Here is a 13,598-nt window from a genome sequence, read left to right as displayed (position 1 = left end):
CCGGGGTCTTGTCGCATCCAGCTGGCCGGAACGGCTTACTTGCGCTTCTTGCGCACGTACAGCACCAGCGAGTGCTCTTCCAGCTCGTAGCCGTGGTCGGCTGCGATCTTGCGCTGCAGCTCCTCGATCTCGTGGCTTTCGAACTCGATGATCTTGCCGCTGTCCACGTCGACCATATGGTCATGGTGGCCACCACGGTCCAGCTCGTAGACGGCCTGGCCGCCTTCGAAATTGTGCTTGAGCACGAGGCCGGCGGCCTCGAACTGGGTCAGCACCCGGTACACCGTGGCAAGGCCGATCTCGTCGCCGTGCTCGAGGAGCTGGCGGTAGATATCTTCGGCGGTCATGTGGTGCTGGGCGTTGCGCTGCTCGAGCAGCGCCAGGATCCGCATCCGCGGATGGGTCACCTTCAGGCCGACTTTACGCAGGTCGTGGGTTTCCATAGGTCTCCGTTCATTGGCGATTTAGCGCCAGCTGCCTCGGATTGGGTCGCGGTGGCACGCCGGGAGTGTATCATCGGTTTGATTTCCCCAACCGCCAGTCCCGATGCGCAATCTCCTGTTGGTCGCCGCCGTCGCCCTGTCCACCACCGGGTGCGGCATCATCTACAAGCAACCCATCTATCAGGGCAACCTGATCCGGGAAGATGCCGTGGCCAAGCTGCAGGTCGGGCAAAGCAAGCAGCAGGTCACCGCGCTGCTGGGCACCCCGTCCATTCCCGACCCGTTCCATGCGCAGCGCTGGGACTACACCGCCAGCCAGCGCGTGAACCGCCTCGGCCGTACCGAGGTGAAGAACTTCACCGTGTTCTTCGAGAACGACAACGTGACCCGTTGGGAAGGCGAGTATTTCCCGGGCAACGACAAGGCCCTGGCCCAGCAGACCGTCCGCCAGTTCGGCCGCAACCTGCCGAAGGACAAGAAGAAGAAGGGCCGCTGAGGCCCCCTGCCCGTCCACGCGGACGGGTTGCGGGAATCAACCGCCGAGCGCGCGACGCCGGCGGTTGTCCTTGGGGTCGGCCAGCAGCGGGCGTAGCAGCTCGATGCGGTCGCCATCCAGCAGTACCTGCTGCGGGCGCGCCAGTACGCCGTGCACGGCCACGGCCGGGCATCCAGCACTGCCTTCCAACGCGGCAGCGACAATGGCTTCAGCCACGGTGGCGCCCTCTTCCAGCTGCAGCCGGCGCGAGAGCACCTGTCGCGGCCAGGCCAGCACCACCTCGACCTCGATCATCGTTCAGGCCTCGTCGGCGACGCGGACGAAGTCGTTGACCATGCGGTCGGCCAGCCCCTGGAAGCCGATCGCCAATGCCGGGCCAAGCAGCCGCGAGCTGGGCTCGAACTCCAGGGTCAGGGTCACCTTGCAGGCATCCTCGGCCAGCACATGGAATTCCCAGCGGCCGTGCAGTTGCTTGAACGGACCGTCACGCAGCTGCATGTCGATGCTGTGCGGGCGCTGCAGGGTGTTTTCGGTCTGGAACCAGGTACTGAACGAGCCCAGGCCCAGGTCCAGGCGCGCGACAAGGCGGTCCTCGCCCTGCTCCAGGATCTGGGCAGCCGAGCACCAGCGGAAGCGGCGCGGATAAGCCTGGACATCGTTGACCAGGTCGAACATGCGTGCGGCCGAATGTTCGACCAGGGCGCTGCGGCGGATAGTTGGCATGAATACAGGACGTTTCGGCAATCGACCGGGCGGGCCCGAATCGGAGACAATACGGAAATGAGCAAGAACAGCGGCAAGGATAAAGCAAAGAGCGCGACGGCCAACAAAACCATCGCGTTGAACAAGCGTGCCCGTCACGAGTACCACATCGAAGATCGCTTCGAGGCCGGCCTGGCCCTGCAGGGCTGGGAAGTGAAGTCGATCCGTGCTGGCCGCGGCAACATCGTCGACGCCTACGCCTACGTCAAGGATGGTGAGATCTTCCTGATCGGCGCGCAGATCACCCCGTTGATCCAGGCCTCGACCCATGTGGTGGCCAATGACCGGCGCGAGCGCAAGCTGCTGCTGCACCGGAGCGAGATCGACAAGCTGGTGGGCAAGGTCGAGCGTGATGGCTACACGATCGTGCCAACGGCGATGTACTGGAGCAAGAACAAGATCAAGCTGGAAGTGGCGCTGGCCAAGGGCAAGCAGACCCACGACAAGCGCGATGCCGCCAAGGATCGTGACTGGGCGATCGAGAAGCAGCGCGTGATGCGTCGCGGTAACCGCGACGCGTAAGGCCCTTGCACATGACCATGTAGAGTCGAGCCATGCTCGGCTTCGGCATTTGTAGAGTCGAGCCGTGCTCGACTGCGGTGAAGCAGCCGAGCATGGGCTCGGCTCTACAACACGATGCGGCTCAGCCAGCCAGAATGCCCTGCCTGCGCATCCGCGGCGCCAGCGCCGCATGCATCACTGCCAGGTGCATCACCACGGCCAGTTCCGGCGCGTAGCGGTCATCGCCCGCCCGCCATTTGCGGGCCAGTTCAGCCGCATCAGCCGGCAACAGCGCCAGTAGTTGGGCGTCATCCAGCGCATCAGCCGCGCCCTGCAGCTGCCGGGCCATCTGCCGCGACTGCCACACGTGCACACCAATACTGAGGCTGGCCAGCGACATCAGGACCATGGCCAGCCCGTGCTCAAACCACTGCGACAGCACCTCCGGCCCCCACAGCAGGGCAGCCAGCACCGCCAGCGCCGGCAGGCGCCAGCCCAGCCAATGGAACCGGCCCCGCTGCGACCAATGCACCACCACCGCGCTGGCCACCAACGCGGCAGCGGCCGTAGCCGGCAACTCAGTCAGCCAGGTGGCCGCCAGCAGCACCGCCAGCACCGCCCACACCCAGCCCGGCGGCAACGCGCGCCGCTGGTAGTCGGCACCGACCGGCCCGACCAGTTGTCGCAGGCTGCGTTGTTGGCTTGCATCGGTCACCCACCGTCTCCGTGTCTGTCCTGGCTTGGATGGTCGTTGCCAGTGTGTCGCAAATTCGTGCCCACGAAGTTAGCAATCCGCTATGACAGGCGCTCTACAACAAGTTGCGGATTGACAAGACGCGCGGGTGGCGGCCGTGCTCACCCCGCTGACAGATCCTTGCTGAGGAACACCCTGCACGTACCCGGCGGATCGCACGGCACTTCACCGAATACGGTCCAGCCATGCTTCACATAGAAGTCCGGCGCCTGGAAGCTGATCGTGTACAGCACACCGGAGCGGCAACCCCGCCGCCGCGCCTCGTCTTCCGCAGTCTTCCGCAGCCTTCAGCACACGCGAGCCCAGCCCGCTGCCGCGGTATGCCGGTGGCAGATGGAACAGATCGACAAACCACAGGCCCAGCGACGTTCGCCCTGTAAGGCCCCCTACCACCTTGCCGCTGGCCGGATCGGTAACCAGTACCGCCAGCGCGCGTCGATCGGCATACCCCGCAGCCTCCAGATTGAACTGGTCCAGGCCACTGCCAATCAGGTCCAGCGCCTCGTTGCTGGGTTCATCCGTTACAGCGATTTCAAGCGACATCGGCTCCGTCCATAGGCTGCATATCCGGGATCCTGATCCTATCAACCCTGCGTGCACCCGGCGCAGCGCCCAACGCTATTTCACCTTGTCGTCAGCACAGGCAGATGCCGCTGCATCCAACAGCGGGCCGGCCTCCAGGCGTGGCGCAGGACCTGTTGCCGGGAACGCTGCCGCGAGCGACTTCGCTGCCCGGTCTGCATGGGGCTGGATGTACCAGGACGACTCCGGCGACAGCGTGCCACCCCGTACCTCCTGCTCGAACCGGTACTGGCCCCAGTAGATCGCCAGTGGTTCCTCCAGCGCATTCAATGGGTTGCGCAGCGCCAGCGCGGCCGGGCACAACGTCACGAAGGCTTCGGCCAACGCCCTTCGTTGTGCTGGCGGCTGCCCAGCGGAAAGAAAGTGGCTGTACTCGTGCATCACGATCGGTGCCCAGTCTTCCTCGGCATCGAACGTCGAGAACAGAAAGATGTAACCGCCCCGCAGCTTGGCCTGGGTCTGCGTCGCATCCGGCCACCAGAGGAAACGCACCTGGAAGGTGGCTGGAGCATCCACTCTGAAGAACGCCTGCATCTGCGCCGCAAGCCCACCGACCGGGTCGGATGCCAGCTGCCGTGCGAGTTCGCGCGTCTGCGCGTTGAATGGCGCCTGCCCTGCCAGCAGCAGGCGGGCATGCGGGGCGAAGTGCGCGTAGTACCGCCACAGCAGCTTCTGGTCACGGCGGTCCTGGCCGACAATCGCGGCCCTGACGGCTGCATCGAACGATTCTGCCGCCAGGAAATGGCTGGCGAACGGATCGCCGTCGCGGGTATCTGCACCTGCGAACACCCGCTCGGCTGCCGCGGCCATTACCTCGTGATCACGCACCAGTGGCGACGTGCGCTGGCGGAATGCGGCATAGGCCGCCAACAACGCGCGGTCCCGCTCGTCCAGGCCGAAGCGCCGCTGCCATTCCTTCTTGTAGACCGAAGCGGTATATCCCGGCAGCCAATCGGGCAGGTTGTCGAGCAGGTTGAACAGGTCCAGCGATGGACTGTAAGCCACCTCCACCGTCGCCTGCGGGGATTCGGCCGCTACGACGGGCCATGCCTGCATTGCCAGAACGGCCGCGGCAAGCGCACCCGCCCATCCCAGTCGCATCTTGCCGGAGCTGACGGATACGACCATGGGAGGCCCGTGGAATGACGTCGGGAAATTCGAGCACGCCTCCCCGGGGATGGCAACGTGCCAAGCGGCAGGGGCACGAGGAAATCCCCGCGCGTGACTGTTCAGGAAGATTGCCGTACCATTTGCCCCGTTAGGCAGGTTCCTGGGCGACATCTGGTCAACTTGGAACCTGAAAGCCTTGCAAGACTTGAAGAAACCGGGGGTGCATTGGTTTCGACGGGGGTTGTGAAGTCGCCTGGCGCATGCCGAGGGGGTAGCTTTCCTCGTAAATCCAGCTGCAAAACTCTAGTTGCCAACGACGACAACTACGCTCCGGTCGCTCTCGCAGCCTAAAAACTGCGGTGCGTGACCTTCTGCCGACTTAGGCGGAGCCTCGAAACTGCTTGTGTCCATGCTCGCAGCGTAGAGTCATTATCATGGAATCGCGCTGGGCGGCTGCCTGTCAGTCCGGCACTAGAACACAACAGGCTGGTTCCCGGGTGCGCTTTGCACACCGTGCTGCTCGGGGATGAGATCCAACGGTGAGCTAAGCATGTAGTGCTGGGGATGGAGTGCCTTCGGACGGCGGTTCAATTCCGCCCACCTCCACCAACGAACGGTTCGTCACGAACCGAAGAAGCCCGGAAATTCCACCAACGTGGGTTTCCGGGCTTTTTTATTGCCCGCCTCGCCTCGCTGCGAAATTCACCACCCAGGCGCAGTCGCGACCCGATGCCGTCAAGCAATGTCGGCATTGCACATCTTCTCTCGCTTTCGACATCACTAAACCACTTCAGAAATTTCCCACCCTCTCCTTGGGGGGGATGTGCCCGCGAAGCCGTTCGTCCTTGGTCGCCATCAAGAGGAGACCACGGGTCACCTGCACCCTTCACACCGAAGCCGAGCCCGAGGGGCACGGCCTGTTCGACACATCTTCCACAAAGGAACTGTATCCATGCGTACGTCGCTTCGGGTTTCCCTTGCCAGTGCCATCACCCTGGTCCTGGCCAGCGCCCCCGCCTTCGCCCAACCCACCGAACGGGTATGGACGCGAGGCATGGCCAGCAACGAGCAGTACAGCAGTTTCATCGTCAAGTACCGGGACGGCAGCAGCAAGCGCGTCTCCGCCGACACCGCCCAGGACGCGCTGAAGAAGCGCCTCGGCGTCCAGCAGCGCAGCAAGCGTTCGATCGGCAGCGCACCGACTTCGGCTGCCTCCGTGACCCATCAACGCCGCATGGGCGGTGGAGCCGACGTGGTCACCACGGACAAGCCACTGGACCGTCCGGAGGCCGAGATCCTGATGCAGCGCATCGCCGACGATCCGGACGTCGAGTATGTGCAGCCGAACTACATGATGAGTGCATTCGCCACGCCGAACGACCCGCGCTATGGGGAGCAATGGCACTACAGCAACCCGACCAGTGGCGCTCGCCTGCCCGGCGCGTGGGATCGCTCCACCGGCCAGGGTGTGGTGGTTGCGGTGGTTGATTCGGGCTATCTCAACAACAACGACCTGCAGGCAAACCTGCTGCCGGGTTACGACATGATCTCGTCGACCCGTCCGTTCAGTGATTGGCAGTGCATCATCGGGGGAATGAATCCCGGCTGTGGTGGCTCCGACGATGGTGACGGACGCGACGCCGATGCATTCGATGCCTCAGGCATTGCACACGGCACCCACGTCGCCGGAACGGTCGCTGCGGTGACCAACAACCAGATCGGCGTGGCCGGCGTGGCCTACAACGCGAAAGTCGTACCGGTGCGCGTACTGGGAAACCAGGGCAATGGTGGTTCCGCTGACATCATCGACGGCATGCTCTGGAGTGCCGGTATCAACGTGCCCAATGTCCCTGCCAATGCCAACCCGGCCGAAGTCATCAATCTCAGCCTGGGCGGCCGCCGCGCCTGCTCGCCGGCCGAGCAGGATGCAATCGACGACATCACGGCCCAGGGTACGATCGTGGTGGTCGCCGCCGGCAACAGCAATCTTGATGTGTCCGAGTTCGCCCCGGCGAACTGCAAGGGTGTGATCGCGGTTGCTGCCAACGATCAGGGCGGTCGTCGTGCGTTCTACTCCAACTATGGCGCAGGCATCCACATCACCGCACCGGGTGGTGAGACCTGGTCGTGCCGTGCGTCGGTGGGCGAATTCCTGCCACTGGCCACGCCGCCGAGCCAGGCCAACTGCGCACCCACCCGCCAGCATCCGGCGCAGGGCATCCTGTCCACCGTGGGTAACAACGCCTTTGACTTCATGTCCGGCACCTCGATGGCGGCGCCCCACGTCGCTGGCATCGTCGCGCTGATGCAGGCGGTGGCGCCGGTGCCCAAGACCACCGACCAGGTCAAGGACATCCTGCGTCGAACCGCGCACCCGATCGCGGCGGCGAACTGCCCCGGCGGTTGCGGACCGGGCATTGTCGACGCCGCAGAAGCGGTGAAGGCCGCCAGCAACTGATGGCATGGCGCAGCGGCCTTCCGAGACCGCTGCGCTGCTTGCCGGTGATCCGATCCGGTACGTTCGTCACGCCGGAATGGCGGCGCATGATCGAGACTCTGTGACCCTATCGGAACGTACCCTGCTCCGAGAAGAACAGAAGGATCTGCAATGAAAACCGCACCCACCGTATTCGCCCTTGCCCTGGCTGCCCTTGTCGCAGGTCCGGCCGCCCATGCGGCCATCGCGCCACCCGGTACCGCCACGCTGGAAGCCCTGCTCGCCTGCAAGGCCGGTTCGAACTTCAGCGCGGCCGAGGCGATCGACGCGCTGCAGGCAGCCGGCCTGGCAAAGAAGCCGGGCGGTACGTTCGAGCCTGAGAGCTCGCCGGTTGCCCTGTTCGGCGGCACCATCAGCAGTGCCGATGTGAACGTGGCCGCGGGTGAGAAAAGCATCTTCGTGTACTTGAACGGTGTCGATTCGCAGCGCCTGGCCAAGTCCTGGTCGGTAACCACGGTCAACGAGCACGCCAACACCGAAGCCCCCTCCTACGTGAAAGCCATCGACAAACGCCACACCCTGCACGTGATCGCCGGCGACGACTACGAAGGTTATTCGGCGGCGGTGAAGTGCCAGATCACTCCGTAACGGCACAGGTCTACAGCCAGCGCCGCACGCGTTGGCGGAAGCCTGCATAGGCCTCGGGAAAGCGGGCCGACAGTGCCCGCTCTTCCGGCACGATCTGCAAGCGGGTGATGTACAGCACGAACAGCGGCACGGCCAGCAGCGCGGTAAGGTTTTGCAGGTACAGCATCGCACCGGCCAGGACGGTCGCCTGGCCCAGATACATCGGATTGCGCGTGTAGCGATACACCCCGTGCGTGACCAGCGCGCTCGACGCCGAGGGACGCAGCGGGTTCACCGTGGTACGCGCACGCTGGAAAGCCAGCTTCGGCAGCAGGTTCAGCACCAGGCCGATGGCCATCACCCCGCCCGCCAGCAGTGCCGGCATCGGCAATGACAACACTGTGCCCGGCCACAGGCGGCTGGCCAGGTAACCGGCAGCGACACACAGCAGCATCACCAGCGGTGGTGGAACACGGGTTTCAAGCCACCGCATCGCAGTCCCTGCATCACCCCATTCACCCCAGTGTCACACGGAAATGCCTGAATCGCCCGGGTGGCGGTGCTTTGGCTTGGCAAACCGACTGCCCGGTATCTTCCGCTTTGACAGGCCTGTCGTTAGAGTGTCGCCACCGCGCAGGAGGATCGTATGGCAACCACGGGCTTGGGCTTCATCGGCCGCACGACCCTCATCATCACCGTGCTGCTCACCCTTGGTGGCTGCGCGACGCTGCGCCAGTTCGGGCCGTCGGTGCAGGTGGCCTCGGTCACGCCCGGCCAGTACATCGCGCTCAAGCGCGGCGACATCCTCACCACCGGCAAGCTCAGCTCGGCAACGACGGAAACCCTGCGCGTGGCCGGCCTGGACGAAGGCGTCTGCGCCAAACCTGGCTTGCCCTGCATCGAAGCGATGGAAGCCACCATCGTGGTGCGCGAGGAGGACAAGCGCTCGAGCCTTGCCGAGTTGTGGCTGCAGTACGCCATGACCCTGCCCGCACCGAAACGCGAGTACTCCGCCTCGGGCCGGGCCAAGACCACCATCACCGAACTGGACGCCGACTTCCAGCCGCGCCTGGATGCCTGGATGCAGGTCGCGCGGCAGGCTTACGGGTATCTGTTCTTCACCGAGCGCACCGCCAACCAGCGTGGCTTCGAAGATCGCCAGACCCAGGTGCGTGACTATTACAACCTGGCCGTGCAGGAAGCTTCGGTGCAGCTGTACAACGCCTATGCCACCGGCCGCGTGCACAGCGAAGCCAGCCATTTCCAGCTCGGCCGCTGGACTTTCGTACTCGCCCCATCGGGCGAAGCTTCACCACTGGACACGCGTACCCCCACCGAGCTGGTGCCCGCTGCCTCGCTCTCGTTCACCGGCACGCTGCGCAGCGTGCACCGCCGCGATGGCTTCGGCGCGGAGCTGGTGGCTGTGATGAATGATCCAGCCAATGCCAGCGCCACGCCAACTACGGCCTCTACGGCGTCTACGACCGCGACGGCAGCGACGGCAGCGACGCAGCGCAGTTGGAGCGAGATGCCCTCGCCATCGATGACAGTGTTGCTGCGCTTCTCCGGAAAGAACCTGTGGGAAGTGCTGCACGACGACGAGCCGGAACTGGAGATTCACGATCCCTACCAGGTCACGGAAGTCACCCTGCACGGACAGGAAGTGCCGCTGGCCGCGAACTTCACCGCTGGCTACGCACTGTGGCTGGCGCGCTCGAACTTCAGCCACCAGTCGCTGCGCTCGCTGTTCGGTGGCAAGGGCGGCATCGATACGCCGCACCTGTACATGATGCAGCCGTACGATCCGAACCGTCGCGTGCTGCTGATGATCCACGGCCTGGCCAGCAGCCCGGAAGCCTGGGTCAACGTCGCCAACGAGCTGATGCGCGACGAGGAGATCCGCCAGGATTTCCAGATCTGGCAGTTCTACTACCCGACCAACATGCCGATCGCGATGAGCCACGATGCGATGCGTCATACGCTGGCCGAGGTCTTCCAGCACTTCGACCCCAGCGGCAAGGCGCAGGCCTCGCATGACATGGTGCTGGTCGGGCACAGCATGGGCGGCGTGATTGCGCGGCTGATGATCTCCTCTTCAGGCGACCACCTGGTCGATACCCTGCTGGCCACCGCACAGATGACGCCGGCGCAGCAGGAACTGCTGCGCACCAAGGGCGCGCCGGTGCTGACCTTCCTGCCGGAACCGGAAGTATCGCGCGTGGTGTTCATCGCCACGCCGCACCGCGGTACCGATGTGGCGAGCACCCGCCTGGGCCGCTGGATCGGCCGCCTGGTGCGCTTGCCGCTGACCGTTCTGGAAGACGTGGCCACTATCGCCAACGACGGCAAGATCGATCGCAACGACGGCAAGCACGGCTACCAGATGAACAGCATCCAGAACCTGGACAAGGACGATCCCTTCGTGCGCGCCGTGGCCGACCTGCCAATGGCGCCGAAGGTGCATTACCACTCGATCATCGCCCGCGCCAAGGCCGACGGCCCGCTGGAGAAGACCGACGATGGGCTGGTGCCGTACTGGAGCTCGCACCTGCCGCATGCGGTTTCGGAAAAGGTGATCGTGTCCGGGCACAGCGTGCAGGAGGCAACCCCGGCAATCGTCGAACTGCGGCGGATCCTGCACGAGGACATGAAGGAGCATGACCGCGCGGGCAACTGATCCGCCCGTCCCTCTCCTCAGGAAGCCGAGGCGCGGCGCGAGAACGTACCCTGCAGCGCTGCTGGGATCGCGAAGCCCTCCATGCGCACCTCCGGGCGGTAATCCGCGCCGGGGGTGAATCGATATTCGCGTGCGAGCAGCGCGCACAGGAGTACCAGCTGCGCATTTCCCACCGCCGATCCCACGCAGGAACGCGATGGGAAGCCATAAGGCACATAGATGCCGGCCGTCCGCTTGCGACGCTCGGGCAACCAGCGGTCTGGATCGAACAACAGCGGATCGTCCCAGTACTTCGACGACCGGTGCTGGATGAACGAGCTCAGCTCGAACACCGTGCCTTCCTTGATGGCCTGCCCATCCACCTGCAGATCGCAGGCCGCCACGCGTCGATTGTTGAAAGGCGTGGAGTACAGACGCATCACTTCCTTCAGGAACCGCATCGTGCAGGGAATGCGGGCGATGGGCAATGCATGGATCTCAGCGTCCGACAGCGGCGCGAACTCCTCTTCAATGCGTTGCCGCCAATGCGGATGCATCTGCATGGCCAGCAGCAGGCAGGCAGCCATCATGCCCGGCACCCCGGAGATGGCAATCAACTGCACCGTAACCAGATAGGTGACCTTGTCCAGCCCGATGCGCTCACGCAGCGTCAGCAGTGACTGCGCGTAGTCCAGCGAAGAGCGCCCGCTACGGACGCGGCGCTTCAACTCTGCATGGATCGTCCGCGACTCACCACGGCCGATGAGGAAATTGCGCAGCAGGTGGCGCCGGTGGATGACCTGCTCGACCTGGGTGGTGTAGCGCAGATGCAGGGCACGTTCGATGGCAGCGGTACCGCGTGCATCAAGCCCGTCGATCACCAGAGGAACGAGCGGATGCGCCATCACTTTCCACACCGCCGGCGTCGCATCCAATTCATGCCCGCACAGCGCATCCAGTGCCTGCCGCATGCGCGACTGCAGCGTCTTGAGGGTATCCACGCCAGTGAGCTCGGCACTGCAGGCGGCAATCAGGCTGCGTACTTCGGTCCAGCGCACGCGCTCGTGCCGGCGGAACAGATCGGCCAGCGATTCAACCACGAACAGGTGCTCGGAATTCTCCTTGTCAACCTTCCCGGCCAGCTCCGGGCAGAACACCCCGATGCCGCCGGTTTCCAGATGCAGTACCGGTCCTTCGCGCTCCACGCGCGCGGCCAACCGCTCGGCAGCAACGGTGCTGCCTTCATTCGACATCCCTTGCATGCAGTGCGCCTCCGGCAGGAAGGGACTCGAAAGACGAGTCCCTTCGTCTTGCTACCGCTCAAACGCGGGGTTGCCCCGCAGGATCAGAACTCGACCCAGAGCGGCCAGGTATTCCACACACTGCTCTTCTCGTTCGGATGGATATTCAGAGTGACGCGCAATGCTCGGGCGAATCTTTTCATTTTCATTCCTTTGCTTGCTGTGTGGTTATGCCGGGATTATCCCGGCACCGGCTAGATAGCACGACATAATGCTGCTGTCCAACCAGGCCATGTGGCGCGGTGCAACATCAGGACCGTGGCAGATTGGGGGAATTCCCTCATCGCACGTGCGCAGCGGCCCTTCTATGCTGGCCCCACTTTCCCCGCAGGAGGTCCGCATGAACACGCAAGAGTCCAGCCGCCAGCCCAGTCCCGATCCGGCCGAGCGTGACGCCTTCTTCCCTTCCCCGTACGCGCTGTCGCAGTTCACTTCGGCGAAGAGTGACCTGTCCGGCGCCGACTACCCGGATGCGCGCCGCGATGGCCGCTGGAAGGTGCTGATGATCGCCGCCGACGAGCGCTATCTGCCCACCGCCAACGGCCATCTTTTTTCCACCGGCAACCACCCGGTGGAAACCCTGCTGCCGATGTACCACCTGGACAAGGCCGGCTTCGAGATCGACGTGGCGACGCTATCCGGCAATGCCACCAAGTTCGAATGGTGGGCATTCCCGCGCGAGGACAAGGAGATCGGCGGACTGTATGAGCGCTATGAAGAGCGCTTCCGCCAGCCGCTGCAGCTGCACGACGTGGTGGCCGGCCTCGATGCCGATTCGGACTACGCAGCAGTGTTCATCCCCGGTGGCCATGGCGCGTTGATCGGCCTGCCGGAAAGCCGCGCGGTGAAGGCCACCCTGCAGTGGGCAATTGCCCAGCAACGCCACATCATCACCCTCTGCCACGGCCCTGCTGCATTGCTGGCTGCCGGCGTCGACGAAGCCGATGGCGGCTCACTGTTCCGTGGCTATCGCATCTGCGCGTTCCCCGATGCAATGGACCGGCAGACACCCGACATCGGCTACATGCCGGGGCAGCTGCAGTGGTTCTTCGGTGAACGGCTTGCGCAGCAGGGCGTGCAGATCGTCAACGAAGGCATCGACGGCAGCGTGCTGCAGGACCGCCTGCTGCTGACCGGCGACAGCCCACTTGCCGGCAACGCGCTGGGCAAGCTGGCCGCACGCACCCTGCTCGACACACTGGCCGGGCGCTGACCCCGATGGCCGAGCTGGTGCAGGCACTGCTTGGCCTTGAAAACGCCCACTCGCTGGCTGCGGTGGGCGCGTTGCTGCGCGGCGTCGCCGCGCCACTTGGCTACGATCGTGTGCTGGTATTCGCCACCGGCACCGGGCTGGAGCGCGACGCGCAGCGCGTGTACTGGATAGAGGGCGACTGGCTCGGCGATGGCAACGATACCGACCTCGCCCGCTACCTGCACACCTGTCCGGTCAATCGCCACGTACTGGACAGCGATGCACCGTTCTTCTGGAGCAAGCGCCAGGGCGTGCGCGGCGAACGCTACCAAGTGGTAAAGCAGCCACGTGGCGAGGGCCTGCACGGTCTGCAGGTGCCGGTGTTCGGCACCACCGGCCTGGAGGGCGCGATCAGCTTTGCCGGTACGTCAATCGACGCGTCGGCCAGCGCGCGCCTGCAGCTGGAGGCTGCTGCAACTGCAGCATTCCGAGCCGCGCGCCAACTGGCCGAATCGCCTGCCGAGCTTTCGGGAAGCGCGCTGAGCAACCGCGAGCGCGAAGTGCTGCGCTGGGTTGCCGCCGGCCGCCGGCAGGCTGAGATCGCGGCTACGCTTGGGCTTTCCACGCGCACGGTGGAGAACCACCTGCGCCACGCGCGCCAACGCCTGGGTGTGGCGACCACCGCGCAGGCAGTGCGTGCCGCCAGCCGTCGCGGCGAGATCGAGGACTGATCCCGG

15 protein-coding genes and 1 other RNA gene are annotated in these 13,598 nt (G+C 64.7%); 8 read left to right on the top strand and 8 right to left on the bottom strand.

Going from position 1 to position 13,598, the window contains the following annotated elements; all coding sequences use genetic code 11:
• Positions 1–35: 35 nt before the first annotated feature.
• The gene (gene fur / locus AC07M7_RS17145) at positions 36–443 is read right to left on the bottom strand and encodes a ferric iron uptake transcriptional regulator (protein WP_005409235.1); all 408 of its coding nucleotides are present in this window, start codon (positions 441–443) and stop codon (positions 36–38) included.
• Positions 444–546: 103 nt separating this feature from the next.
• Here fur and AC07M7_RS17140 point away from each other — a divergent pair, with 103 nt between their 5' ends.
• Positions 547–939: an outer membrane protein assembly factor BamE gene (locus AC07M7_RS17140; protein ID WP_012510752.1), complete on the top strand. Its 393-nt coding sequence runs from the start codon at positions 547–549 to the stop codon at positions 937–939.
• A gap of 36 nt (positions 940–975) precedes the next feature.
• Here AC07M7_RS17140 and AC07M7_RS17135 read toward each other — a convergent pair whose 3' ends face one another.
• A complete protein-coding gene (locus AC07M7_RS17135) occupies positions 976–1,233 on the bottom strand; it encodes an RnfH family protein (RefSeq protein WP_100468243.1) in 258 nt (85 codons plus the stop codon).
• Positions 1,234–1,236: 3 nt separating this feature from the next.
• Positions 1,237–1,662 carry a type II toxin-antitoxin system RatA family toxin gene (locus AC07M7_RS17130; protein WP_012510750.1) on the bottom strand — a complete coding sequence of 142 codons (426 nt, stop codon included), beginning with the start codon at positions 1,660–1,662 and terminating at the stop codon, positions 1,237–1,239.
• Positions 1,663–1,719: 57 nt separating this feature from the next.
• On the opposite strand from AC07M7_RS17130, the gene smpB reads away from it, so the two are divergent.
• Positions 1,720–2,223, top strand: a complete 504-nt coding sequence (gene smpB / locus AC07M7_RS17125) for an SsrA-binding protein SmpB (RefSeq protein ID WP_040007975.1) — start codon at positions 1,720–1,722, stop codon at positions 2,221–2,223.
• Between the two features lie 121 nt (positions 2,224–2,344).
• Here smpB and AC07M7_RS17120 read toward each other — a convergent pair whose 3' ends face one another.
• The 3 genes from AC07M7_RS17120 to AC07M7_RS17110 all read right to left on the bottom strand — a co-directional run bounded on the left by AC07M7_RS17120 (position 2,345) and on the right by AC07M7_RS17110 (position 4,819).
• On the bottom strand, positions 2,345–2,917 hold the full coding sequence (locus AC07M7_RS17120; RefSeq protein WP_495207899.1) for a hypothetical protein: 573 nt from the start codon (positions 2,915–2,917) through the stop codon (positions 2,345–2,347).
• Between the two features lie 204 nt (positions 2,918–3,121).
• Entirely contained in the window at positions 3,122–3,499 is a 378-nt protein-coding gene (locus tag AC07M7_RS17115; protein WP_495207898.1) for a GNAT family N-acetyltransferase, read from the bottom strand.
• Positions 3,500–3,574: 75 nt separating this feature from the next.
• Positions 3,575–4,819, bottom strand: a complete 1,245-nt coding sequence (locus AC07M7_RS17110) for a hypothetical protein (protein ID WP_495207897.1) — start codon at positions 4,817–4,819, stop codon at positions 3,575–3,577.
• 45 nt (positions 4,820–4,864) lie between these two features.
• On the opposite strand from AC07M7_RS17110, the gene ssrA reads away from it, so the two are divergent.
• The 3 genes from ssrA to AC07M7_RS17095 all read left to right on the top strand — a co-directional run bounded on the left by ssrA (position 4,865) and on the right by AC07M7_RS17095 (position 7,733).
• Positions 4,865–5,257, top strand: a transfer-messenger RNA (tmRNA) gene (gene ssrA / locus AC07M7_RS17105).
• A gap of 343 nt (positions 5,258–5,600) precedes the next feature.
• Complete coding sequence (locus tag AC07M7_RS17100) at positions 5,601–7,106, top strand: S8 family serine peptidase (protein WP_248298466.1); 1,506 nt, start codon at positions 5,601–5,603, stop codon at positions 7,104–7,106.
• Positions 7,107–7,256: 150 nt separating this feature from the next.
• The gene (locus AC07M7_RS17095; RefSeq protein WP_046983373.1) at positions 7,257–7,733 is read left to right on the top strand and encodes a hypothetical protein; all 477 of its coding nucleotides are present in this window, start codon (positions 7,257–7,259) and stop codon (positions 7,731–7,733) included.
• 10 nt (positions 7,734–7,743) lie between these two features.
• Here the strand turns inward: AC07M7_RS17095 and AC07M7_RS17090 are convergent, their stop codons facing one another.
• Complete coding sequence (locus tag AC07M7_RS17090) at positions 7,744–8,205, bottom strand: methyltransferase family protein (protein WP_295377912.1); 462 nt, start codon at positions 8,203–8,205, stop codon at positions 7,744–7,746.
• A gap of 153 nt (positions 8,206–8,358) precedes the next feature.
• On the opposite strand from AC07M7_RS17090, the gene AC07M7_RS17085 reads away from it, so the two are divergent.
• On the top strand, positions 8,359–10,389 hold the full coding sequence (locus tag AC07M7_RS17085; RefSeq protein WP_295377915.1) for an esterase/lipase family protein: 2,031 nt from the start codon (positions 8,359–8,361) through the stop codon (positions 10,387–10,389).
• 17 nt (positions 10,390–10,406) lie between these two features.
• Here the strand turns inward: AC07M7_RS17085 and AC07M7_RS17080 are convergent, their stop codons facing one another.
• Complete coding sequence (locus tag AC07M7_RS17080) at positions 10,407–11,630, bottom strand: cytochrome P450 (protein WP_046983376.1); 1,224 nt, start codon at positions 11,628–11,630, stop codon at positions 10,407–10,409.
• Positions 11,631–12,009: 379 nt separating this feature from the next.
• Between AC07M7_RS17080 and hchA the strand changes: the two genes are divergently transcribed.
• Together hchA and AC07M7_RS17070 are read left to right on the top strand one after the other, a co-directional pair.
• Positions 12,010–12,882: a glyoxalase III HchA gene (hchA, locus tag AC07M7_RS17075; protein WP_046983377.1), complete on the top strand. Its 873-nt coding sequence runs from the start codon at positions 12,010–12,012 to the stop codon at positions 12,880–12,882.
• A gap of 5 nt (positions 12,883–12,887) precedes the next feature.
• The gene (locus tag AC07M7_RS17070) at positions 12,888–13,592 is read left to right on the top strand and encodes a PA1136 family autoinducer-binding transcriptional regulator (RefSeq protein ID WP_046983378.1); all 705 of its coding nucleotides are present in this window, start codon (positions 12,888–12,890) and stop codon (positions 13,590–13,592) included.
• The last annotated feature ends 6 nt before the right edge of the window (positions 13,593–13,598 follow it).

The sequence above is a fragment of the Stenotrophomonas sp. GW821-FHT09E08 genome (assembly GCF_059416125.1).
The sequence above is the reverse complement of the archived record's forward strand: the minus strand, read 5'-3'. Positions and strand labels throughout refer to the sequence as shown.